The sequence below is a fragment of the Ruegeria sp. YTSA105 genome, from assembly GCF_059610225.1.
On record NZ_JBXWNE010000011.1, the window covers coordinates 60,883 to 83,222 of the forward strand.

The 22,340-nt window shown below is 59.2% G+C and carries 22 protein-coding genes; 17 read left to right on the top strand and 5 right to left on the bottom strand.

Annotation, left to right across the window (positions count from 1 at the left end; genetic code table 11):
* Positions 1-7 precede the first annotated feature (7 nt).
* Positions 8-2,047, bottom strand: coding sequence for a DNA helicase RecQ (gene recQ / locus AC2FH2_RS14270; RefSeq protein ID WP_496824059.1), 2,040 nt, complete (start codon positions 2,045-2,047; stop codon positions 8-10).
* Between the two features lie 78 nt (positions 2,048-2,125).
* Positions 2,126-2,413: a YggT family protein gene (locus AC2FH2_RS14275; protein ID WP_271951835.1), complete on the bottom strand. Its 288-nt coding sequence runs from the start codon at positions 2,411-2,413 to the stop codon at positions 2,126-2,128.
* A 132-nt stretch (positions 2,414-2,545) separates the two neighbouring features.
* Between AC2FH2_RS14275 and AC2FH2_RS14280 the strand changes: the two genes are divergently transcribed.
* The 11 genes from AC2FH2_RS14280 (at position 2,546) to AC2FH2_RS14330 (ending at position 11,394) form a co-directional block, all read left to right on the top strand.
* Positions 2,546-3,913, top strand: coding sequence for an MFS transporter (locus tag AC2FH2_RS14280; RefSeq protein WP_496702608.1), 1,368 nt, complete (start codon positions 2,546-2,548; stop codon positions 3,911-3,913).
* On the top strand, positions 3,910-4,773 hold the full coding sequence (mepA, locus tag AC2FH2_RS14285) for a penicillin-insensitive murein endopeptidase (protein ID WP_142638569.1): 864 nt from the start codon (positions 3,910-3,912) through the stop codon (positions 4,771-4,773). The genes AC2FH2_RS14280 and mepA overlap by 4 nt, the downstream gene beginning before the upstream one ends.
* On the top strand, positions 4,746-5,630 hold the full coding sequence (locus tag AC2FH2_RS14290) for an esterase-like activity of phytase family protein (RefSeq protein WP_496824061.1): 885 nt from the start codon (positions 4,746-4,748) through the stop codon (positions 5,628-5,630). Before mepA ends, AC2FH2_RS14290 begins: the two co-directional genes overlap by 28 nt.
* A gap of 91 nt (positions 5,631-5,721) precedes the next feature.
* Complete coding sequence (locus AC2FH2_RS14295) at positions 5,722-6,366, top strand: queuosine precursor transporter (protein ID WP_496824063.1); 645 nt, start codon at positions 5,722-5,724, stop codon at positions 6,364-6,366.
* 262 nt (positions 6,367-6,628) lie between these two features.
* The gene (gene arfB, locus AC2FH2_RS14300) at positions 6,629-7,048 is read left to right on the top strand and encodes an alternative ribosome rescue aminoacyl-tRNA hydrolase ArfB (RefSeq protein WP_142638575.1); all 420 of its coding nucleotides are present in this window, start codon (positions 6,629-6,631) and stop codon (positions 7,046-7,048) included.
* 59 nt (positions 7,049-7,107) lie between these two features.
* Positions 7,108-7,854, top strand: coding sequence for an SDR family oxidoreductase (locus AC2FH2_RS14305; RefSeq protein WP_496789796.1), 747 nt, complete (start codon positions 7,108-7,110; stop codon positions 7,852-7,854).
* 82 nt (positions 7,855-7,936) lie between these two features.
* The gene (locus AC2FH2_RS14310; RefSeq protein WP_496824065.1) at positions 7,937-8,950 is read left to right on the top strand and encodes a P1 family peptidase; all 1,014 of its coding nucleotides are present in this window, start codon (positions 7,937-7,939) and stop codon (positions 8,948-8,950) included.
* Positions 8,951-9,063: 113 nt separating this feature from the next.
* On the top strand, positions 9,064-9,477 hold the full coding sequence (locus AC2FH2_RS14315; protein ID WP_142638581.1) for a c-type cytochrome: 414 nt from the start codon (positions 9,064-9,066) through the stop codon (positions 9,475-9,477).
* A 199-nt stretch (positions 9,478-9,676) separates the two neighbouring features.
* A complete protein-coding gene (gene idi / locus AC2FH2_RS14320) occupies positions 9,677-10,219 on the top strand; it encodes an isopentenyl-diphosphate Delta-isomerase (RefSeq protein WP_281973317.1) in 543 nt (180 codons plus the stop codon).
* A gap of 46 nt (positions 10,220-10,265) precedes the next feature.
* Positions 10,266-10,742 carry an SsrA-binding protein SmpB gene (gene smpB, locus AC2FH2_RS14325; RefSeq protein WP_271951849.1) on the top strand — a complete coding sequence of 159 codons (477 nt, stop codon included), beginning with the start codon at positions 10,266-10,268 and terminating at the stop codon, positions 10,740-10,742.
* A gap of 163 nt (positions 10,743-10,905) precedes the next feature.
* Positions 10,906-11,394, top strand: a complete 489-nt coding sequence (locus AC2FH2_RS14330; RefSeq protein WP_496824068.1) for a hypothetical protein — start codon at positions 10,906-10,908, stop codon at positions 11,392-11,394.
* Positions 11,395-11,529: 135 nt separating this feature from the next.
* Here AC2FH2_RS14330 and glpK read toward each other — a convergent pair whose 3' ends face one another.
* The 3 genes from glpK to panB form a co-directional block, all read right to left on the bottom strand.
* Complete coding sequence (gene glpK / locus AC2FH2_RS14335; protein ID WP_496824070.1) at positions 11,530-13,008, bottom strand: glycerol kinase GlpK; 1,479 nt, start codon at positions 13,006-13,008, stop codon at positions 11,530-11,532.
* Between the two features lie 69 nt (positions 13,009-13,077).
* Positions 13,078-13,920, bottom strand: a complete 843-nt coding sequence (gene panC / locus AC2FH2_RS14340) for a pantoate--beta-alanine ligase (protein WP_496824072.1) — start codon at positions 13,918-13,920, stop codon at positions 13,078-13,080.
* On the bottom strand, positions 13,917-14,756 hold the full coding sequence (gene panB, locus AC2FH2_RS14345; RefSeq protein WP_496824074.1) for a 3-methyl-2-oxobutanoate hydroxymethyltransferase: 840 nt from the start codon (positions 14,754-14,756) through the stop codon (positions 13,917-13,919). The genes panC and panB overlap by 4 nt, the downstream gene beginning before the upstream one ends.
* Before the next feature lie 170 nt (positions 14,757-14,926).
* On the opposite strand from panB, the gene AC2FH2_RS14350 reads away from it, so the two are divergent.
* Genes AC2FH2_RS14350 through AC2FH2_RS14375 form a run of 6 tightly spaced genes read left to right on the top strand, consistent with a single transcriptional unit; the run spans position 14,927 to position 22,340 of the window.
* Positions 14,927-16,414 carry an ABC transporter substrate-binding protein gene (locus AC2FH2_RS14350; RefSeq protein ID WP_496824076.1) on the top strand — a complete coding sequence of 496 codons (1,488 nt, stop codon included), beginning with the start codon at positions 14,927-14,929 and terminating at the stop codon, positions 16,412-16,414.
* Between the two features lie 27 nt (positions 16,415-16,441).
* Positions 16,442-17,461, top strand: a complete 1,020-nt coding sequence (locus tag AC2FH2_RS14355; RefSeq protein WP_282022086.1) for a hypothetical protein — start codon at positions 16,442-16,444, stop codon at positions 17,459-17,461.
* 40 nt (positions 17,462-17,501) lie between these two features.
* Positions 17,502-18,449 carry an ABC transporter permease gene (locus AC2FH2_RS14360; protein WP_496824078.1) on the top strand — a complete coding sequence of 316 codons (948 nt, stop codon included), beginning with the start codon at positions 17,502-17,504 and terminating at the stop codon, positions 18,447-18,449.
* On the top strand, positions 18,446-19,261 hold the full coding sequence (locus tag AC2FH2_RS14365; protein ID WP_496714002.1) for an ABC transporter permease: 816 nt from the start codon (positions 18,446-18,448) through the stop codon (positions 19,259-19,261). The genes AC2FH2_RS14360 and AC2FH2_RS14365 overlap by 4 nt, the downstream gene beginning before the upstream one ends.
* Positions 19,258-20,856, top strand: a complete 1,599-nt coding sequence (locus AC2FH2_RS14370) for an ABC transporter ATP-binding protein (RefSeq protein WP_496714001.1) — start codon at positions 19,258-19,260, stop codon at positions 20,854-20,856. Before AC2FH2_RS14365 ends, AC2FH2_RS14370 begins: the two co-directional genes overlap by 4 nt.
* 32 nt (positions 20,857-20,888) lie before the next feature.
* Complete coding sequence (locus tag AC2FH2_RS14375) at positions 20,889-22,340, top strand: aldehyde dehydrogenase family protein (RefSeq protein WP_142638614.1); 1,452 nt, start codon at positions 20,889-20,891, stop codon at positions 22,338-22,340.

The window sequence follows — 22,340 nt, forward strand, 5'->3', positions numbered from 1 at the left end:
TGGGTATCTAGATTGCCATACGCAGCACGTCCAGAAAGGCGGCTCCAAACCTTTCGTGACGGCGGTCACCCAGAACCTGTTCGATGGCGCGCGGGTCGTCTGATCGCAACTGCGCCACCTTTGCCAGTTGCGAGGCGGTACAGGTCAGCGGCTTGTCGATTCCATCAGGGCCGCGCGACAGTTGCGACTGAACTTCGAGCAGGCGGTCGTAAATCTCACCCTGATCGCGCCCGGCCAGTTTGCGGCGGGCCGGGTGCAGTTCTTCGACCGCGCCGGTCAGAACCTCCAGAAACGTGGCCCCGTATCGTTCCAACTTTTTAGCACCGATCCCGCTGATCCGGGCCATATCATCCAGCGTTGCAGGGCGGGTTTCCGCCATTTCGATCAGCGTGCGATCGGGAAAAATAACATAGGCCGGGACCCGCGCGGATTCGGCCAGCGCACGGCGTTTCGCCTTGAGTGCGCTCAGCAGCGGTGCGTCTTCTTCGGATACCATCTCTTTGACCGCAGGCCGACGGGTTGCTTTGCGGATCGTGTCCTTACGCAGGTTGATCTGCGCCTCGCCTTTCAGGATCGGCTTGGCGGCCTCAGTCATGCGCAGCGCACCGTGGCGGTCGGGATCAGGACGGACCAGATCATGGCCCATCATCTGCCGGAAAATCGCTTGCCACTGGGGCCGCGACCAGTCCTTGCCGATACCGTAGGTGGACAGCGCATCATGGCGGCGGGCGCGGATCTTGTCGGTCTCGTTGCCCAGCAGGATGTCGATCAGATGGCCTGCGCCGAACCATTCCTCGGTGCGCAGGATCGCTGACAGGGCCATACGAACCGGGGTGGTGCCATCGAACACTTCCGGCGGGCTGTCACACAGATCGCATTTGCCACAGGGTTCGGTCTGTTCACTGAAATAACCCAGCAAAGTCTGACGGCGGCAGGCCAGCGCCTCGGCCAAGCCAAGCAGGGCGTTCAACCGTGCGTGATCGGCCATCCGCCGGTCAGAGGGGGCAAGCCCCTCGTCTATCTGTGACCGGCGCAGGCGAATGTCATCTGCCCCAAACAGGGTCAGGGTTTCTGCCGGGGCGCCATCGCGCCCGGCGCGGCCGATTTCCTGATAATAGGCCTCGATGGATTTGGGCAGGTCCGCATGGGCGACCCAGCGGATATCGGGCTTGTCGATGCCCATGCCAAAGGCAACCGTGGCCACCACGATCAGACCATCCTCGCGCGCAAAGCGGGTCTCGACGATGCGGCGATCCTCGGGATCCATGCCGCCGTGATAGTGACAGGCGGTGTGGCCTTCGGCACGCAGGGCCTGTGCCAGAACCTCGGTCTTGTTACGGGTGCCGCAATAGACAATGCCGGATTGGGTTTTGCGCGCGGCGGCAAAATCCAGGATCTGTTTGCGGGGCCCATCCTTGGCGGCAAAGGCCAGGTGGATGTTAGGCCGGTCGAACCCGCGCAGAAATTTGCGCGGGGCCGCGCCGTCAAGCAGCTTTTCGACAATCTCGTCCTGGGTTTCCGCATCCGCCGTGGCGGTGAAGGCGGCCAGGGGCACGTTCAGCGCACGTCGCAGCTCTCCGATCCGAAGGTAATCGGGGCGGAAATCATGGCCCCATTGGCTGACGCAATGCGCCTCGTCCACCGCAATCAAGCTGACATTGATCCGCCGCAACATGCCCAGCGCCGATTCGGCGGCCAGACGTTCGGGAGCCATGTACAGCAGCTTGAGCCGTCCGGCCTCCAACGCCTCCCACACGGCATCGGTTTCTTCGGGGGTATTGCCGGAGGTCAGCGCGCCGGCCTCGACGCCTGCTTCCTGCAAGCCGCGCACCTGATCACGCATCAGGGCAATCAGCGGAGAGATCACCACCGTGACCCCTTCACGGATCAGCGCAGGCAGCTGGAAACACAGGGATTTACCGCCACCCGTGGGCATGATGGCCAGCACGTTTTCGCCCAGCGTGACGGCATCGACGATCTCTTCCTGACCGGGGCGGAAGTCGTCGAATCCAAAGACATCTCGCAGCAAAGGCGCGGCGTCGAACATGTGCGGGGGTGCCCTGTTTTAAGGTTTATCTGCTCTTAAGACAGGACAATCACATACTAAGATTCACTGAACAAGAGGTCAGACAAAATAGACCATATTGTTGATCAGGATAATACGCAGCGCATAGACGCCGATCAGAACCACCAGGGGCGTCAGGTCAAGCCCGCCCATTGCAGGCAGAACGCGTCGGATCGGGCCGTAAATCGGTTCTAACAGGCGGTTCAGCCCGTACCAGATCTGCGCAACCAACTGTTGATGCAGGTTCAGCACCTGGAAATTGATCAGCCAGCTCATGATGACATGGGCCAGAATGATGAACCAGACAATGTCCAGAATCAGCAGCAGAATTTGGATCAACGACAGCATGGGGCCTCCGGATTTCACATCTGCTGAGACCTAAGCGCCCCTGCACAAAAGAGCAAGTCCGCGCCAACAGAACGCTTGCGAATTGAGCCAAAGCCCCGTCTTATGATGCCAACAATAAAAAACGGGGCAGGTATGGCAGAGATTTCCAAGCGCAAACGCATCTGGGGCTGGTGGTTCTTCGACTGGGCAAGTCAGCCCTATCACACGCTGTTGGTGACCTTTGTTTTTGGGCCCTATTTTGCCGGGGTAGCCGCCGAGTATTATCTGAACGCCGGTCTGGGTTCCGATGCCGCAGACGCACGGGCGCAGACGGTGTGGGCGAACTGCATGACCATCGTGGGGCTGATCATCGCCTTTGGTGCCCCGCTGATGGGGGCGATGGCGGATGTTTCGGGCCGTCGTATACCATGGATATTCGGCTTTTCCATCATGTACGCGGTGGGCTCTGCTGCGCTGTGGTACACGTTGCCGGACGGGTCAAACATGTGGCTGATGCTGTCGGCCTTTGGCCTGGGTTTTGTCGGGGCGGAATACGCGCTGATCTTCGCCAATTCTCAGCTGCCCGATCTGGGTGATGACAGTGAGGTGGGCGAGATATCGGGTTCGGGCTTTGCCTTTGGCTATTTCGGCGGGCTTATCTCGCTTGCAATCATGCTGGCCCTGTTTGTTGAGCAGGGTAATGGCAAGACCCTGATCGGCATGGACCCTGTTTTTGGTCTGGACGCCGCAGCACGCGAAGGCACGCGATTTGTCGGGCCGTTCACCGCCGTGTGGTTCATTCTGTTCATGATCCCCTATTTCCTGTGGGTGCGCGACGATCCAGATGTCGAAAAGAAAGGCAGCGTCAAAGAGGCGCTGCAGCTGCTGGTCAAATCAGTCTCTAACCTGCGCAATCGTGTCAGTCTGGCCAGCTATCTGGGCTCGTCCATGTTCTATCGCGATGCGCTGAACGGTCTGTATACCTTTGGCGGCGTTTATGCGCGGCTGGTGCTGGAATGGGATCTGATCAAGATCGGCGTATTCGGGATTGTCAGCGTTCTGGCTGCGGCAGCCTTTGCCTGGCTTGGCGGCAAGCTGGACAAGAAATACGGCCCCAAACCTGTCATTCTGGTTGCGATCTGGGTGCTGATCTTTGTCTGTATCACCGTCGTGATGATGGACCGGACCCAGATCTACGGCATCACCCTGCCCGAAGGGTCGGGCCTGCCGGATCTGGTGTTCTTTGGTTGTGGTGTTCTGATCGGCGGCATGGGGGGTATCCTACAATCGGCCAGCCGTTCTCTGATGGTGCGCCACACCGATCCCGTCGCCCCGGTCGAGAGCTTTGGCCTGTATGGCTTGTCCGGCCGCGCCACCGCATTTGCGGCCCCGTTGTTGATCGGGATTGCCACAACCCTGACCGGTAGTGCGCGACTGGGGGTGTCACCCATAGTTCTGTTGTTTATTCTGGGACTGTTCCTAATGCGCTGGGTCAAACCGGAAGGGGATCAGAGCAGATGATTTTATTACGTTTTTTCGCGGTCATTGCCGCAATCACATTCGCCGGTACCGCAGGTTCCGAGCCGCTGGCCAAGCAGTTATTCGGAGGCCAAAAGCAAAGTTCACAACAAAAACCGGCCGCTTTCGGCAGTTATTCGCGCGGCTGTGCGGCGGGGGCGGTGCAACTGCCCGAAACCGGACCCACATGGCAGGCCATGCGTCTGTCACGCAACCGCAACTGGGGCCATCCGCAGGCGATTGACTATGTGCAGGACCTCAGCCGGTTTGCCGCCAAGCAGTCAGGATGGAATGGTCTCTATATCGGCGATATCAGCCAGCCGCGCGGCGGGCCGATGACATCGGGCCACCGCAGCCATCAGCTGGGTCTGGACATCGATATCTGGATGCTGCCCGGTGACAACATGCGTCTTTCCCGCAAGGCGCGCGAGAATATCTCTTCGATTTCCCTGCGCCGCTCGAACGGTGCCTTCGTCAACGGCAGCTGGACCAAACAGCATCACGCAGTGCTGCGTGAGGCCGCAAAAGACAAGCGCGTGGCTCGGATATTCGTCTTTCCCGGTGCCAAGGTGCAGATGTGCAATGACGAAAAGGGAAACCGCGCTTACCTGCGTAAAATCCGGCCGTGGTGGGGCCATCACTATCATTTCCACGTGCGGTTGGCCTGTCCAAGAGGATCAAGCGGCTGCGTGAATCAGGATCCGCCGCCCAAGGGTGATGGTTGCGCCGAAGCACAGCAATGGGTGAACAACATCCTCAACCCGCCACCGCCCGATCCAAACGCGCCTGCACCCAAGAAGCGACGCGAATACCGGCTGGCCGATCTGCCCAAGCAATGCACAAACGTCTTGCAATCCAACTGATCGCGGCGCTGCTGCTTACAGGTATGGTCTGGGCGGAGGGGGTAAAGCCTGCCGCTTTGCTGAACAATTTTGCATGGCGACATCAGGCGGATTGGTTCGGCGGATATTCCGGAATTCACATCTTTGACGGTGGCACCCGCATGATCGCGCTGAGTGATCGTGCAACGATGTTGGACGCTCGTATTGATCGAAACGAAGATGAGATTACTGGTATCGAGATCCAGCGGCACTGGCCCATCCTGTCCAGCACCGGCAAGGTTCTGGTGGGCACCGCGGGCGATTCCGAAGGCCTGGTAATCGCCCCTGACGGTGGGGTCTATATCTCATTCGAGGGTGTGCACCGGGTGGCTTATTATTCCGATCCAACCGGCCCGGCGCAGGTTCTGCCACGCCCCAAAGCCTTTGAGGTTCTTGACCATAACGGCTCGTTCGAGGCACTGGCCATTGACAGGCTTGGGCGGCTGTACACCCTGACCGAAAAGAGCCGTACCGTATCGGGGGACATACCGGTATATCGTTGGGATGGTCTGTCGTGGTCGACACCTTTTGTCCTGCCGCAACGAGGCAAGTTCCTGCCAGTAGCCGCGGATTTCGGCCCCGACGGGCGGTTCTATGTGCTGGAACGATCGGTGTCCCTGACAGGCTTTCGGTCGCAGCTCAGGCGTTGGGAACTGAATGGTGACACTCCGCAATCCGAAGAGATCTTGCTGCAAACCGCGCGCGGGACGCATGACAACCTCGAAGGCCTGTCGGTCTGGCGTGACGATCAGGGAAGGTTGCGGGTTACGATGATTTCGGATGACAATTTTCTGGCCCTTCAGCGGACGGAACTGGTGGAATATCTGCTGCCCGATTGACAGGCTCGAAACAAAGGTCTAAACGCACGGCTTGCCTTGGGACGGTCCCTTGGCCAAGTCGCCGCTACCTTGTCAAAACGGGCATCAAAACATGCAACGCGCTTTTATTCCCGGCATTCTTGCCATGGCCACCATCGTTGTGGCTTCGAACATTCTGGTCCAGTTCCTGATCCTTGACGGGCTGTTGACTTGGGGTGCTTTCACCTATCCGCTGGCCTTTCTGGTCACCGACATCATGAACCGCGTCTATGGCGTGGCCACCGCCCGCAAGGTCGTGTTGGCCGGGTTCGTCACCGGCATCGTCTGCTCGCTGATCGGCAGCCAGATCATGCTGCAGGGCGACGGGTTCACCTATGCCGCTGTGCCGCTGCGGATCGCTGTTGCCTCTGGCACTGCTTTCCTGATCGCCCAGCTGACCGATGTCACCGTGTTCAATGCAATGCGCGGGGGTCGCTGGTGGCGCGCACCGCTGGTCTCGACCCTAGTGGGTTCGGCGCTGGATACAGCATTGTTCTTCACTATCGCCTTTTCCGCTTCGATCGCGATCTTCGGCGCCAATGCCGACGCTGCGATCAGCTGGGCGTGGGAGCCTGTTCCCTTCATGCTGTCTGGCCCGATGGCACCCCTGTGGGTCACGCTGGCCTTTGCCGACTGGCTGGTAAAGTTGTCGTTGGCGCTGGTGGCGCTGATCCCCTTCAAGGTGATCGTTGCGCGCCTGACCGCGCAGCCCGTGTAAAAAACGCTTTGAGAATGGCACAGCTTGTGTCACCATCCTAGTTAACCGCAACAGATAGAAAAGGAGGTGATCCAGTGTCGAGAAAGAGATTGGAGAGAGGTGTTGGAACAACCGGGGGGATCGCCCGTTAGGGCAGCCCTTGGCGGAGCGCTCGCTCCGGCTGGTCGATTGATCTAACCGACCCAACCTCCTGAACTTTCGAAGGGCCGTCCTGCTAGGGCGGCCCTTTTTGTTTCCGCACAGCACTTGTAAGGTCCGCCCCATGTTGCGGATCAATGACGATATCACCCTGCAAGACTGGGAAATGACCGAAAGCTTTGTGCGCTCTTCCGGCCCTGGCGGGCAGAACGTGAACAAGGTTTCGACAGCAGTCGAGTTGCGGTTCGAAGCGGCGCGCTCGCCCTCACTGCCTGATCCGGTCAAGGCGCGGCTGAAACGGTTGGCTGGGCGGCGCTGGACCAAAGAGGGCGCGATCATCATCCAGTGCGAGGAAACGCGTAGCCAGGCCCGCAACCGCGAGATTGCGCGGGTGCGATTGGCCGAACTGATCACCCGCGCGCTGGTCAAACCCAAACGGCGTATCGCCACCAAGCCCACCTATGGCTCGGTCAAACGTCGATTGGCCGCCAAAAAGGCCCGTTCGGATGTCAAATCTCTGCGCGGCAGGGTCGACGAAGATTGATCTGGTAACTTCTTTGCGCCTTGCTACTCTGCCCTGACAGGCGACAAGGAGGCAAAGCCATGAGGTTGGAGGGAAAAACCGCAATCGTAACAGGCGGCGCGTCCGGGTTCGGGGCCGGTATCGCGCAGAAGTTCAATGCAGAGGGCGCACGCGTTATGATCGCGGATATCAACGGCGCTGCGGCCCGCGAAATGGCAGAAACGCTGGGCGCGCAGGCCATCGCGCAGCAGGTTGATGTGGCCAGCACGGCATCGGTTCAGGAAATGGCGGACACCGCCCACGACGCCTTTGGCAGGCTCGACATCCTGGTCAACAATGCCGGAGTGACCCATCTGCCTACACCGCTAGAAGACGTCTCCGAAGAGGATTTCGACCGTGTCTTCAACGTGAACATGAAATCCGTCTATCTGACCGCCCGCGCCTTTGTGCCGATGATGAAGGCACGCGGAACCGGGGCGATCTTGAACGTCGCCTCAACCGCCGGGCTGTCCCCGCGCCCCAACCTGAACTGGTATAACGCGTCCAAGGGTTGGATGATCACCGCAACCAAAACCATGGCGGTGGAACTCGCGCCGTCCGGCGTGCGTGTCAACGCGATCTGCCCCGTTGCGGGCGAAACCCCATTGCTGAAATCCTTCATGGGCGAAGACACCCCCGAGATTCGCGCCAAATTCCTGTCGACCATCCCATTGGGTCGCTTCTCGACTCCCGAAGACATGGCCAACGCCGCCTGCTTTCTGTGCTCGGATGAAGCCAGTATGATTACGGGCACCACGCTCGAAGTGGACGGGGGCCGATGCATTTGATCCGGACTTCATTTGGCTCAAAATATCTCCGCCAGAGGCAGCGCGCCGAGGCGCGCTTCCCTGCCCAACGTCAGAGGTTTCGATGACTCCCGGATCCAAAAACCTTATAACCGATGTCCCAGGGCTGAAGGTCGGCAACGCGCAGGACGAGGCGTTGAAATCGGGCACAACTGTTCTGACGGTGGACAAACCCTTTGTTGCTTCTGTCCATGTAATGGGGGGCGCGCCGGGCACGCGTGAAACTGACTTGTTGGCACCGGACAAAACCGTTGATCAAATCGATGCGATCGTGCTGTCTGGCGGCTCGGCTTTCGGGTTGGACGCCTGCTCAGGGGTTACGGATGGTTTGCGGGCCGACGGGCGCGGCTTTGCTGTCGGGAATGCGATTGTGCCCATCGTGCCGGGAGCAATTCTGTTCGATTTACTCAATGGCGGCGATAAAACTTGGTCCGAGAATCCATACCGCGCTCTCGGAAAGGCAGCCTACCACGCTGCCGCAGAACGTTTTGCGCTCGGTTCAGTCGGGGCAGGAACCGGCGCATTGGCGGCTATGCAAAAAGGTGGCCTGGGTTCTGCATCGTTGGTTCTGGACGACGGCATCACTGTAGGCGCGCTTGTGGCAGCCAATCCGGTCGGCAGCGTCACGACACCTGGGGATCGCCACTTTTGGGCGGCGCCATTCGAGATCGACAACGAATTTGGCGGCCTGGGGCCAGACCTCTCATCGGGTCAAGCACAGATTCAGCAAAGCCGCAAAGCTCTAGCTATGGGGCAGGTTGACCCAGACCGGGCCAACACGGCCATTGCAATTGTCGCAACTGATGCCGCGTTAACCAAGACACAGTGCCACCGCCTGGCGGTGACAGCTCATGATGGCATCGCTCGCGCGATTGTGCCTGCGCATACTTCACAAGATGGTGATCTGGTTTTCGGCATCAGCACTTCCGGTCAAGCTGTTGACCCAAGCGTGCTGCCTATGATCGCGCATGCAGCCTCGGTTTGCCTGTCGCGGGCGATCGCCCGTGCGATTTATCTGGCGTCACCCAGTGCAGGCGATCTTCTGCCCTGTTGGGCAGACGTACATGACTTAAGTTAAGGACGACCCGATCCCGGCTGTGACACAGTGCCATCGCGCGGCAATCTGCGCGTTGACTCTCTGCTGCGCCAGAGGTCCTTTCTGTGCAGCCAATTCGTATCGGAGCAAAAGTTATGAATCGTATCCTCGCGACCGCAATTGCCGGCCTACTGGCCCTTCCAGTCTATGCTGAAGGTGACACCGAAGCTGGCAAGAAAGCCTTCAACAAATGCAAATCCTGCCATCTGATTGCTGATCCCGATGGCGAGGTGATCGTAAAGGGCGGAAAAACCGGCCCGAACCTCTATGGGGTTGCAGGCCGTACTGCTGGGACGGTCGAAGGGTTCAAATACGGTGACAGCATTGTCGAAGCCGGTGAAAACGGCTTGGTCTGGGACGAGGCAACCTTTGTCGAATATGCCCAGGACCCCAAAGCCTTCCTGCAATCCTATCTGGATCAGACCTCGGCCAAGTCCAAAATGACCTTCAAGCTGAAAAAGGGCGCTGAGGACGTTTACGCCTATATCGTCAGTGTTTCGGGCGAATAACCTGGGAAACCACGCAATCGGTAAGACCAGAAAAGGCCGCAGCCCCTGCGGCCTTTCGTGCGGTTGATAACCGGATCAATAGACGCCAGTTTGGAATCGCGTGGTGCATTGCCCGCTTTGCACCACAGCCAAGCCTATCAGGCCAAAGCTATTCCGGAATTCCCGGTCGCACAGGCGGATCGGCAGCAGGAGACGACAAATGGGAATCATGATCCCGGCCTGGGTTGATGGTGAATTGACCCCCGTTGAAAAGCTTGAAGCCCATGAAAAGGGTCTGCGGCACAAAGCGGTGTCGGTCTTTGTTGTGCGCGGCACCGAGATTTTGCTGCAGCGCCGGGCGATGGGCAAATACCACACGCCCGGCCTGTGGGCGAATACCTGTTGTACCCATCCTGACTGGGGTGAAATGCCCTCGGTCTGTGCCGTCCGCCGCCTGCGCGAGGAACTGGGGATCACCGGGTTGTACCCCGAATATCGTCACCGTTTGGAATATCACGCCGATGTCGGCAATTCGCTGATCGAGCATGAGGTGGTAGACGTATTCCTGGCCCATGTTCGAGGACCACTGAAGATCGAGCCGAACCCCGAGGAAGTGATGGATATCCGCTGGATCGACTACCACGATCTGCTGGCCGAGGTGCAGCGCCATCCTGACCGGTTTACGCCTTGGCTGAAAATCTATCTGCACAACCACGCCGACACGATTTTCGGCCCCGATCTGATTATCTCGGCCAAATCCTGATGCACCTGCTTGCAAGGTCCGCCCAAGGGGCATAAATCAACCCGTCATGGCCAAGCAGAAGACAGACCCGAATTACAAAGTTATCGCCGAAAACCGGCGCGCCCGCTTCGATTACGCGATCGAAGAGGATATAGAGTGCGGCATCATTCTGCACGGGTCCGAGGTCAAATCCCTGCGGGCAGGCGGGTCGAACATCGCCGAAAGCTATGCCACGGTTGATGACGGAGAGCTGTGGTTGGTCAACAGCTATGTCGCCCCTTACGAACAGGCCAAGGTCTTCAAACACGAAGAACGTCGTCGCCGTAAGCTGTTGGTGTCGCGCAAAGAGCTGTCAAATCTGTGGAACGCGACCCAACGCAAAGGCATGACGCTTGTGCCGCTGGTCCTGTATTTCAACCACAAGGGCCTGGCCAAGATTAAGATCGGCATCGCCAAGGGTAAGAAAAACCACGACAAGCGCGAAACCCAGGCCAAGCGCGACTGGTCACGGCAAAAGCAACGCTTGCTGAAAGATCACAGCTAAAGGCGCTCGATTATCGGTTGTCAGATGGATTTGATCCTCGCGTTCTCAATCAGGCTACCGGGGCTACAGATACGGCAGATGTCAGGTTTGAGCCCAAAGCGACAGAGCTTCAAACCTAACATCAAACTTTTCGAGGGCTAAAACAACTGCTACACCCTATTGAATGATTGTTTGGTTTCGAAGCTTCCTCTTGTTTACCTTGTCTTTAGGCTCAGTTGCGTTGGCCTGCAGTCCTGATCCGAATTTTGCTTACGATGACATTTTCTCGCAGGAGATTTTGCTGGTCACAGCCAACGTCAAGACATTTGAAATTGAATCTTCCGACTATGAGCTGTGCTGGAATGCGAGGTATTCCGATGCTCAATACTTGTATGGAGTTGGTGCGGAACAGTTTTCCGTTAGAACATGCTTGGACAAGGAGTCGACAGGTGAGGAGCTAGGTGCAGAGCCGGAAGCATTTGATATTTACGGCTTTGTTACTAACGCCAACGTTGTTTTGGGTTTGGTTCGCCCGCCTGAATATCCTTCGACACTAAGATATGCCATTCCGTCATGTTGGGGATGGTTACACTATAATTTGGGCGAGTTCTCTAGTGAAGAACGAGACGAGTTTTTGCAAGAGCTCGAAGACCAAATCAAAAAAGCCGAATGACGACTAAGTCCGCTCTACCGACATTGACCAACAGCCTTACTCGCAGCACTGACTTGCCGTAGAAATTCACCGTTCGCACAGGTGGCCCCATAAGAACCCAACTTTGAACAAAGCAGAGCCCAAATGCGGCTGCGATCAGAACGCCATGGCCGCCTGAACAGCGCGTTGCCAGCGGTCATAGGCGGCGTCGCGTTCCTCTGCGGATAGTTTGGGTTCAAACCGACGATCCAGCGCCCAGGTTTCCGCGAATTCCTGTTGATCAGGGTAGATGCCCGCGCGCATACCGGCCAGCCAGGCCGCGCCCAGAGCGGTGGTTTCCTGCATCACGGGTCGGTCGACCTCGGCGCCGAGGTAATCCGACAGGCCTTGCATCGCCCAATCGGATGCGCTGGCACCGCCGTCGACGCGTAAGATGACATCGGTATCTGCGCCCCAGTCGCCTTGCATGGCGTGCCAAAGGTCTCGGGTCTGATAGGCGATGCTTTCCAGTGTTGCCTTGGCAAATTCTGCCCGCCCGGAATTGCGGGTCAGGCCAAAGACCGCGCCCCGACAATCTGGTTTCCAATAAGGCGCGCCCAATCCGGTAAATGCGGGCACCAGCACAACATGCTGGTTGGGGTCGGCCTGCTGCGCCAGCTCGCCGCTTTCCGGGGCGGTTTCGATGATCTGCAGCGCATCGCGCAGCCATTGGACTGCTGCCCCTGCGACAAAAATCGAACCCTCAAGGGCATAGGTTCTTTGTCCGTCCAACTGATAGGCGATCGTCGTCAGCAGGCGGTTCTTCGAAGCGACCGGCTGTGGCCCGGTATTCAACAGCGCAAAACAGCCTGTCCCATAGGTCGATTTCATCATGCCGGGCTGAAAACAGGCCTGCCCGATGGTCGCGGCCTGCTGATCGCCCGCAACACCCAAAATCGGGATATTTCCCCCAATCAGAGTCGTTTTTCCGAAATCCGAGGCGCAATCCTGTACCTCGGGCAGCATGGACATGGGCACATCCAACAGATCGCAGATCTCGGTGCTCCAACAGCCTTTGTGGATGTCGAACAGCAGTGTGCGGGCAGCGTTGGTGGCGTCTGTCACATGGTTGCGGCCTTCGGTCAGGCGCCAGATCAGGAAACTGTCGATGGTGCCGAACAGTAGATCGCCTGCCTCAGCGCGGTCGCGGGCGCCGGGGACATTATCCAGTAGCCATTTTACTTTGGTGCCCGAAAAATACGGGTCCAGCAACAGCCCGGTCTGCTGGGTCACGTCATCCTCGCAACCGGCCTGCTTGTAGCGGGCGCAGATATCGGCGGTGCGTCGATCCTGCCAGACGATTGCGTTGTGGATAGGCTCGCCGGTCTGTTTATCCCAGACCACGGTCGTTTCACGCTGGTTGGTGATGCCGATACCGGCAATCTGATCGGGGGTTGCGCCAACGCTCTGCATCACCTCGCGGCAGACACGTAGGACGCTGTCCCAGATTTCCTCGGGATCGTGTTCGACCCAGCCTTCTTGTGGGAAATGCTGCGTGAATTCATGCTGCGCGGTGCCTGCCCGTTGCATGTCCGCGTCGAACAGAATGGCCCGTGATGATGTGGTGCCCTGATCAATGGCAAGAATATAGGTCACGCCTGCGCCCCCCTTCGCATTTGGTTTTGCGAGACTTTAGCGCAAACAGTCGGTTGCGTACCAGAGTGTTCAGACGGGAATATTGTCGATTAGACGCACTCCATCCGCCCAGGCCGCGGCAAACAGGCGGGCGGGTCGGTCGGCATGTGTCAGCGGGTTCAGAGATTCCGCACAGCGCAGTTGGATATATTCCACTTGTGTAAAACCTGCGGCCAAAAGATCGGTACTGGCCTGTGCTGCCAGTGTGTCGAACGGGGCGCCGTTCTTTAGCGCGTTGGCCAGATCCAGCATGATGCGGTGTTTGTGCGCTGCAATCTCCACCCCCTCGGGCGAGAGGCGCTGATTGCGCGAGGACATGGCCAGACCCGAGGGTTCACGCACCGTGGGGCAGCCGATCACTTCGACCGGGATAACCAGATCGCGCGCCATGCGGCGCACGACCAGCAGCTGTTGATAGTCTTTTTCCCCAAAATAGGCTCTGTCTGCCTGGGTTTGCAGGAACAGTTTGGCGACCACAGTGGCGACGCCATCGAAATGGCCAGGGCGGAATTCGCCCTCCATCACATTGGTCAGGCCAGTTACAGATACGGTGGTGGCAAAGCCTTGCGGGTAGATCTCGTCCGGGTCCGGCACATAAATTGCATCAACGCCATAGGGGGCCAGTTTCTGAGCATCTTCGATTTCGGTGCGCGGATAATTGGCCAGATCCTCGGGGTTGTTAAACTGCTTTGGGTTCACGAAAATCGTCACGATAACTCGGTCGGTGCCATTTTTGGCCGCCTCAACCAAAGACAGATGCCCTGGATGCAACGCGCCCATGGTTGGGACGACGCCGATTGACTGCCCCTCGCGGCGCCAGAGGCTTGTCTTGGCGCGCAGCTCGGCCAAGGACCGCAATATCGGGGCTGTCACGTCTTGGCCCTTTTTGACGGGGCCTCATCGGCAAACACATGTTCTGCGGCCGGGAAACTGCGCGCGCGCACTTCGGCGGCGTATTCGGCGATGGCGGCCTCGGCCAATGGCCCCAGTTCGGCATAGCGTTTGACGAATTTCGGTTTGAAAGCGGTGAAAAAGCCGACCATGTCGTCCACCACAAGTATTTGCCCGTCACATTCGGCGGACGCGCCAATGCCGATAGTAGGGATGGCGACCTCGGCAGTGATTTGGTTGGCTAGACCCTGCGGGACCTTCTCTAACACAAGGGAAAAGGCGCCTGCATCAGCCACGGCATGGGCATCGGCCAGTACCGTCTGTGCCTGAACATCACGGCCCTGCACCTTATATCCACCTAGCGTGTTGATCGACTGTGGGGTCAGGCCGATATGCGCCATCACCGGGATGCCGCGCTTGACCAGAAAGCGGATGGTTTCGGCCATTTCGACCCCGCCCTCTAGCTTGATCGCACCGGCACCGGTTTCCGCCATCAGGCGGGCGGCATTGCGGAACGCCTGTGAGGGGCTTTCCTCGTAACTGGCAAAGGGCATGTCGATGACCATCATCGCCTTGTCCAGCCCGCGAGCAACAGCCTGACCATGCAGGATCATCATCTCCATCGTCACGCCAAGGGTGGATTCCAACCCGTGTAGCACCATGCCGACACTGTCACCGACCAGAACAAAGTCGCAATGATCATCCATCAGTCGGGCCATCGGAGTTGTATATGCGGTCAGACTGACCAGTGGCTCGCCACCTTTTCGGGCGCGAATATCCACGGCATTCGGGGCTCTTTTGCGGGCGGTGGCGCTCATGCTCGCTCCTCGCGGTTCATGTTGCGGTGCGGCATAGCAGATTGGACCGGGCCAAAGATAGCCCGGTTGCGCGAACATTTCCTTGATTGACCTAAGGTTTAAAGGGACATTGGTCCGCAGACCGGTCCGCGACATGCAGGACCACGCAGTTTCAGTGGGGAGACAACGATATGACAAAGCAGATGTTTCGGTCTTTTGCATCGGCGCTGGCGATTGGAGCCAGTTTGATAGCCACCCAAGCCCTGGCCAAATCCGACATCACCATCGCAATGCAGCTTGAGCCGCCGCATCTGGACCCGACCAGCGCTGCGGCACAGGCCATCGATTCGGTTGTCTATACCAATATCTTCGAAGGTCTGACCCGGTTCATGGGCGACGGATCGGTCGTGCCCGGGCTGGCGGAAAGCTGGGAGATATCAGACGACGGCACCGTCTATACCTTTAAGCTGCGCGATGGTGTGAGCTTCCACGATGGCACCACCATGGATGCCGAGGACGTCAAATTCAGCCTTGACCGGGCCCGCGCTGAAGACAGCGCCAATGCACAAAAGGCCCTGTTTGCCGGGATCGAAAGCGTTGAGGTCGTGGATCCGTTGACCGTCAGGGTCACCCTGTCAGGACCAAACGGGAATTTCCTGTTCAATATGGCCTGGGGGGATGCGGTGATTGTCGCCCCCGAAAGCATAGAGGCGATCAAGACCAACCCGGTCGGCACCGGCGCGTTTGCCTTTGGGGACTGGGTGCAGGGGGACAGCATCACGCTGACGCGAAACCCCGACTATTGGGGTGATCAGCCTGCGTTAGAGTCTGCTACATTCAAGTTCATCTCGGACCCGACCGCCGCCTTTGCCGCCATGATGGCCGAGGATGTTGATGTGTTCGACATTTTCCCGGCGCCTGAGAACATGCCGCAGTTCGAGGCTGATCCGCGCTTTCAGGTGCTTGTCGGCTCGACCGAGGGTGAGACGATTCTGTCCACCAACAACAAGCAGCCGCCCTTTGACGACATCCGGGTGCGGCAGGCGCTGGCCCATGCCATCGACCGTCAGGCAATTATTGACGGCGCGATGTTCGGCTATGGCACGCCCATCGGAACGCATTTTGCCCCGCACAACCCCGCCTATGTCGATCTGACCGGCAATTCGGCGTATGACCCCAAGAAGGCCGCGCAGTTGCTGGCCGATGCGGGCTATGCCGAAGGGTTCAAGACCACTCTGCACCTGCCGCCGCCTTCTTACGCTCGCCGCGGAGGCGAGATCATCGCCGCACAACTGGCCGAGGTCGGGATTGAGGCTGAAATCATCAATGTCGAATGGGCGCAGTGGCTGGAATCGGTGTTCAAGGGCAAGGATTTTGGTCTGACTATCGTCAGCCATACCGAGCCGATGGATATCGGCATCTATGCGCGGCCCGACTATTATTTCCAGTATGACAGCATCGACTTTCAGACGCTGATGGAGACGTTGAACGCCACCACCGACCCTGATGAGCGTACCCGCCTGTTGGGCGAAGCGCAGCGTCTGATCGCAAATGATTACGTCAACGGGTATCTGTTCCAGCTGGCCAAGCTTGGCGTTGCCAAGGCTGGCGTTCAGGGACTTTGGGAAAACGCACCCACAGCGGCCATCGACCTGACCGCCATCAGTTGGGCGGAATAAGACCAGTTCCAGAGAGGAGACCGGCGCATGAGAAGATCAACCCTCGTTGCGTTGATGATTGCGGTTTTAGCCGTGATTGCGCCGGTCGCCAAAGGGGATACGCCGCTTGAACAGGCGGTGACACTGTGGCTGGAGGGCGATGATGAACGCGCTCTGCCACTGCTGGCGGATCTGGCGGCTGATGGCAACGCGCAGGCTCGTCTGCTGTTGGGGCGAATTGAAACCGCCGATCTTGGACCATCTCCGTTCCGCCAATCGCTGGGCCGAAAGGGTTCGCGCAAGCTGTTTCGTCAAAAAGACCTGACGGCCTTTGGCCGATCCTGGCTGTTGGTCGAGGCGAAAGGTGGAAATGAGCTTGCCCAAGCGCTGTTGGATGCCAAACGCCCCACACCAGACCCGAAGCTGATTGCACAGCTCAATGCGTTGGGAGAACATCAAGCTACGGACTACCCGACGCGAATTGTGGCGCTCTATGGCGATCCAGAAATGCGCGGCGATCTGTTGGCGGATGGGCAGCTGATGCAGGACCTCAAACCTTATCTGAGTTATCTGACGGTCGATCCCGAGCCGCGCGGCGACGGTCTGGCAGCGCTGCGCCACATTCAGCCTGATCCAGTTGACATGAATTCCGATCAGGCGCTGGGCATGGCGGGGTTGCTGGCCCTGGGGCTGGGATATGGCGATCTGTCTGTGGACAATAGCTGGCGCCCGGCGGTGGAAAACTGGTTGATGACATCCCAGTCGACCCGCCCCATCGCGCAGCTCTGTTCTGACCAATGCGGGGCCGAGGCACCAAACTGCGCCTTTGCCTTCCTTGCCCTGTTTGGCGGCTATTTCGAGGTCATCCGCATCGACAGCCCGCTGGAAACGCTCATCCCGCAGGAGCAGTTTCTGGACAGTCCTCGCGCGCGCCTGATGGTCCTTCGTCGGGCGGCACTGGCCCGGACCGAGACAAATCTGGAAACGCTGGTGGACAGCGCACCCGCGGCGAAGCTTTCGACCTGCGCGACTGATCTGGTCCGGCAAGAGCAGCAGTCCTACAAGTAGCTGTTGCGTAGGCGCCGCTCGCACCCGTAACCTGTTTGTAATGCTACGCTATGCCCTCAAACGTCTGATTTCGCTGGTGATCAGCCTGGCTATCGCCTCGGTGGTCATTTTTGCAGTGATCGAGGTCGCGCCGGGCGATCCGGCATCCTTCATGCTTGGCGTCAACGCGCAGGCGGACACGCTGGCCGCGCTGCGGGCCGAGCTGGGGTTGGATGTGTCCAAACCGCAGCGCTATTTCAACTGGGTCAGCGGAATGCTGGTCGGGGATTTCGGCACTTCATACACCTATCGCACGCCGGTGTCTCAGATGATTGCGGACCGACTTTGGGTGTCGCTGCCGCTGGCGCTTTATGCACTGACCCTTTCAACCCTGATCGCCTTTCCCGCCGGGATGTACGCTGCTGCGCGCCGGGGGCGGCCCGGCGATGTGGCGGTCATGGGGGCCACACAGCTCGGCATCGCCGTGCCCAATTTCTGGTTCGCCATGATGCTGGTGCTGGTCTTTGCCATCAATCTGCGCTGGTTCAACGCTGGAGGGTTCGCAGGCTGGGACGACGGGTTTTGGACCGGTCTACACTCGCTGACCCTGCCAGCCATAGCGCTGGCCCTGCCACAGGCGGCGATTCTTGCAAGGGTCATGCGGTCGGCCCTGCTGGATATTCTGGGTGAGGATTTCATGCGCACCGCACGGGCCAAGGGCCTGTCCCGCCGACAGGCGCTGTGGCGTCACGGGGTGCGCAATGCGCTGATCCCGGTGCTGACTATCATCGGGCTGCAGTTTTCCTTTCTTCTGGCCGGGTCCATCATTATCGAACAGGTGTTTTACCTGCCCGGCCTCGGGCGGCTGGTGTTTCAAGCGATCTCGGCCCGCGATCTGATCGTGGTGGAATCCGTGGTCATGCTACTGGTTTTTGCAGTGATCACGGTGAATTTTCTGGTTGATCTCGCCTATGCCGCCGTTGACCCCCGTCTGAGGAGCAGGACATGAGCCGCAACCTCATCCTTGGTGCAGTGCTCTCCTCGCTGGTGGTCTTGGCGGCCGCACTTTCCTTTGTCTGGACGCCCTATGCGCACGCCGCGCTGAATATTCCCGCCAAGCTGCAACCACCCAATGCGCAGCACTGGTTCGGCACCGATCATTTTGGACGGGACATGTTCTCAATGATCATGGTGGGTGCGCGCACTTCAATCGCTGTGGCCTTGGTGGCGGTGGGGATCGGCATGACATTGGGCGTGCCACTTGGTCTGGCGGCAGCGGCGCGCAAAGGCACGTGGCTGGATGAGGTGATCATGCGCGGCAACGATCTGGTTTTTGCTTTCCCGTCGTTGGTCATCGCCATCCTGATCACTGCCGTTTTCGGTGCCGGGGCGGTCAACGCCATCATTGCCATCGGTATCTTCAACATTCCGGTCTTTGCCCGTATCACCCGTGGCGCTGCGCTGTCCCTGTGGGAGCGAGAGTTCATCCTGGCCGCCCGGGTCTCGGGCAAGGGCGCGGCGCGGATATCGGCGGAACATATCCTGCCGAATGTGGCGAACTTGCTGATCGTACAGGGCACCATCCAGTTCAGCCTTGGCATTCTTGCCGAGGCAGGCCTGTCCTATGTCGGGTTGGGTGCGCAACCGCCTACGCCCAGTTGGGGCCGGATGTTGGCAGATGCGCAGACGATGGTCAGTTTTGCCCCGCATTTGGCTCTGATTCCGGGGCTTGCAATCATTGTCACTGTTTTGGGGCTGAACCTGCTGGGCGACGGTTTGCGGGATTGGCTGGACCCCCAAATACGGGTGGCGCGCGCATGAGCTTGCTGGAAATCGAAAATCTCAACCTGTCGATTCATGGCATGGACATCCTCAAACAGGTCAGCCTGTCTGTTGCGTCGGGTGAGATCGTCGCCGTCACCGGTGAAAGCGGTTCGGGCAAGTCCATGACGGCGTTGGCGGTGATGCAACTGCTGCCAAACGGTGCGGATGCCGCGGGCGCGATCCGGTTGGACGGGCTGGACCTGCTGAACTGTTCCGAGGATGAGATGTGCGCTCTGCGCGGCGCCTCGGTCGGGATGGTGTTTCAGGAACCCATGACTGCGCTCAACCCGGTCAAAACCATCGGGGATCAGGTGATGGAGACAATCCTGATCCACAAGGCCATGCCTACTGCACAGGCCCGGTCCCGTGCCGAAGAAGTGCTGACGCGCGTCGGCCTTCCGCCCGAAAGGTTCCCTCTGTCCAGGTATCCGCATGAGCTGTCCGGTGGTCAGCGTCAGCGCGTGGTGATCGCCATGGCCATCGCGTTGCGCCCAAGGTTGCTGATCGCGGACGAACCTACGACGGCGCTGGACGTCACTACGCAGGCGCAGATTCTAGACCTGCTCACGGGGTTGGTGCGCGAATACGACATGGGATTGCTAATGATCACCCATGATCTGGCGGTTGTGGCCGATATGGCCGACCGGATCATCGTCATGCGCTATGGCGAAGTCGTCGAGGCCGGCGCCACCGAACCCTTGCTGCGGAACATGCAGCACCCTTATACACGCATGCTGTTCCGGGCTTCGGGCCATCAGGTCAACCTGCCGGAACCCAAACCGACACAGCCTTTGCTTGAGGTTGCACAGGTGGTCCGGGATTACCGTTTGCCCCGAAAGGGCTTGTTTGATGCGCCGCGACACCACAGGGCTGTGGCTGGGGTCAGCTTTACACTGAACAAAGGCGAGCGCTTAGGCCTGGTCGGAGAGTCCGGGTGCGGAAAATCGACCCTAACACGGGCTGTCCTGGGGCTGGAAGAGGTGCAGAGCGGCCAGATTCTGCTGGACGGGCAGCCAGTATTCACGGGGCACAAACCCAATCTGGCCGTCCGGCGTAAGATGCAGGTTGTGTTCCAGGACCCCTATGGCAGCTTCAACCCCCGACACCGGGTCACGCGCCTGATCACCGAGCCGTTTCACCTGCTCGAACATCCCCCAACCGGGTCCGAGCGGCAGGATCGGATCGCCGAGATTCTGACAGCCGTAGGTCTCAGCCCCGATGACGCGGGTCGGTACATTCACGAATTCTCGGGCGGGCAGAGGCAGCGTATTGCCATCGCCCGTGCCCTGATCATCCGGCCCGAGCTGATCCTGTTTGATGAGGCGGTCTCGGCCCTTGATGTTTCTGTCCGAGCGCAGATCCTTGATCTGCTGGCCGAGCTCTGCGCCGCCTATGATCTGACTTATCTGTTCATCAGCCACGATCTAAGCGTCGTGCGCACCATTACCGACCGGGTTTTGGTGATGCAGGCGGGGCAAATTGTTGAACAGGGTAAGACCGAACAGGTCTTTTCCAACCCGCAGCACGTTTATACCCAAACTCTGATTGCCGCTGCACCTATCCTGCCGGATATCGGTCAGGATGTGGCGTAAACTTCAATGTTAGAGACGAAATGGAGCCTGACATGACCAACCCCTTGTGGTTCGATCCCAGCTTGTGCCTGATTGGCGGCGCATGGCAGCGCCCAGCCTCGCAGGCCGATCTGCCGCTGATCAACCCCTCGGACGGATCTGAACTTTGCCGGATCGCGCGCGGAGATGCCGGTGACATCGACGCAGCCGTGGCCGCGGCCCAAAAAGCGTTGGATGGGGACTGGGGCCGCAAATCCGCATTAGAGCGCGGGCGCATTCTGACCCGGTTGGGTCAGATGGTGCTGGAGCGTGTCGATGATCTGGCCGCGTTGGAGGCGATGGATGTCGGCAAACCCCTGACACAGGCGCGCGCCGATGCGGTGGCACTGGCGCGGTATTGTGAGTTTTACGGAGGCGCGGCGGATAAGGTGATGGGCGAAACGATCCCTTATCTGGATGGCTATACCGTCTATACCCTGCGTGAACCGCATGGTGTGACGGGCCACATTGTGCCGTGGAATTACCCTATGCAGATCATCGGCCGCTCTGTCGGGGCGGCTTTGGCGATGGGCAATGCCTGTGTGCTGAAACCAGCGGAAGAGGCCTGTTTGACCGCGCTTGCCTTTGCCCATCTGGCGCAGCAGGCCGGGTTGCCGGCGGGCGCTTTGAACGTGGTTCCGGGGCTGGGGGCCGAGGCCGGGGCGGCGCTGTCGGCGCATCCGGGGATTCAGCATGTGTCCTTCACCGGCTCCGTTGCCACCGGCGCGTTGGTGCAACAGGCCGCTGGGCATAACGTGGTGCCAGTGACGCTGGAGCTGGGCGGGAAATCCCCGCAGCTGGTGTTCGACGATGCAGATCTGGATGCGGCCCTGCCATTTCTGGTGAATGCGGGCGTTCAGAACGCAGGGCAGACCTGTTCGGCCTCCTCCCGCGTTCTGGTGCAACGCGGAGTGTATGAGCAGGTCAAATCGCGCATGGCCTCGGCCTATTCCGAGTTGACCGTTGGGCCCGCGTCCGAAGATTTGCGCCTGGGGCCCCTGATTTCAGCGCGCCAGAAGGACATCGTGACTGGATTTATCGACAAAGGCGCAGATCTGAATATCGTGGGCCAGGGGCCGATTGTTGGCCACGCACCCGAGTCTGGCGCCTATGTGCAACCGACCCTGTTTGCCGACGTACCCCCTGATCATGTTTTGGCACAGGATGAGATTTTCGGCCCAGTCCAAGTGCTGATCCCCTTTGAGACCGAGGAAGAGGCCCTGCAGATCGCCAACTCCACCGATTACGGGCTGGTTGCCAGCATTTGGACACGCGATGGCGCGCGGCAGATGCGGCTGGCGAAGAAGTTGCGGTCGGGGCAGGTGTTTATCAACAATTACGGCGCTGGCGGCGGCGTGGAGCTGCCCTTTGGCGGTGTCGGGAAATCTGGCCATGGTCGCGAAAAAGGGTTCGAAGCGCTGTACGGGTTCTCACAGGTGAAAACGGTAGCTGCGTTCCATGGTTAG

Coding starts and splice junctions, on each gene's coding strand:
- arfB (WP_142638575.1), top strand. CDS start 6,629: ATGTTGCGGATCAATGACGATATCACCCTGCAAGACTGGGAAATGACC.
- AC2FH2_RS14315 (WP_142638581.1), top strand. CDS start 9,064: ATGAATCGTATCCTCGCGACCGCAATTGCCGGCCTACTGGCCCTTCCA.
- idi (WP_281973317.1), top strand. CDS start 9,677: ATGGGAATCATGATCCCGGCCTGGGTTGATGGTGAATTGACCCCCGTT.
- AC2FH2_RS14370 (WP_496714001.1), top strand. CDS start 19,258: ATGAGCTTGCTGGAAATCGAAAATCTCAACCTGTCGATTCATGGCATG.
- AC2FH2_RS14280 (WP_496702608.1), top strand. CDS start 2,546: ATGGCAGAGATTTCCAAGCGCAAACGCATCTGGGGCTGGTGGTTCTTC.
- AC2FH2_RS14305 (WP_496789796.1), top strand. CDS start 7,108: ATGAGGTTGGAGGGAAAAACCGCAATCGTAACAGGCGGCGCGTCCGGG.
- AC2FH2_RS14365 (WP_496714002.1), top strand. CDS start 18,446: ATGAGCCGCAACCTCATCCTTGGTGCAGTGCTCTCCTCGCTGGTGGTC.
- AC2FH2_RS14350 (WP_496824076.1), top strand. CDS start 14,927: ATGACAAAGCAGATGTTTCGGTCTTTTGCATCGGCGCTGGCGATTGGA.
- mepA (WP_142638569.1), top strand. CDS start 3,910: ATGATTTTATTACGTTTTTTCGCGGTCATTGCCGCAATCACATTCGCC.
- AC2FH2_RS14290 (WP_496824061.1), top strand. CDS start 4,746: ATGCACAAACGTCTTGCAATCCAACTGATCGCGGCGCTGCTGCTTACA.
- AC2FH2_RS14355 (WP_282022086.1), top strand. CDS start 16,442: ATGAGAAGATCAACCCTCGTTGCGTTGATGATTGCGGTTTTAGCCGTG.
- AC2FH2_RS14295 (WP_496824063.1), top strand. CDS start 5,722: ATGCAACGCGCTTTTATTCCCGGCATTCTTGCCATGGCCACCATCGTT.
- panB (WP_496824074.1), bottom strand. CDS start 14,756: ATGAGCGCCACCGCCCGCAAAAGAGCCCCGAATGCCGTGGATATTCGC.
- AC2FH2_RS14375 (WP_142638614.1), top strand. CDS start 20,889: ATGACCAACCCCTTGTGGTTCGATCCCAGCTTGTGCCTGATTGGCGGC.
- smpB (WP_271951849.1), top strand. CDS start 10,266: ATGGCCAAGCAGAAGACAGACCCGAATTACAAAGTTATCGCCGAAAAC.
- AC2FH2_RS14310 (WP_496824065.1), top strand. CDS start 7,937: ATGACTCCCGGATCCAAAAACCTTATAACCGATGTCCCAGGGCTGAAG.
- AC2FH2_RS14275 (WP_271951835.1), bottom strand. CDS start 2,413: ATGCTGTCGTTGATCCAAATTCTGCTGCTGATTCTGGACATTGTCTGG.
- recQ (WP_496824059.1), bottom strand. CDS start 2,047: ATGTTCGACGCCGCGCCTTTGCTGCGAGATGTCTTTGGATTCGACGAC.
- AC2FH2_RS14360 (WP_496824078.1), top strand. CDS start 17,502: ATGCTACGCTATGCCCTCAAACGTCTGATTTCGCTGGTGATCAGCCTG.
- AC2FH2_RS14330 (WP_496824068.1), top strand. CDS start 10,906: ATGATTGTTTGGTTTCGAAGCTTCCTCTTGTTTACCTTGTCTTTAGGC.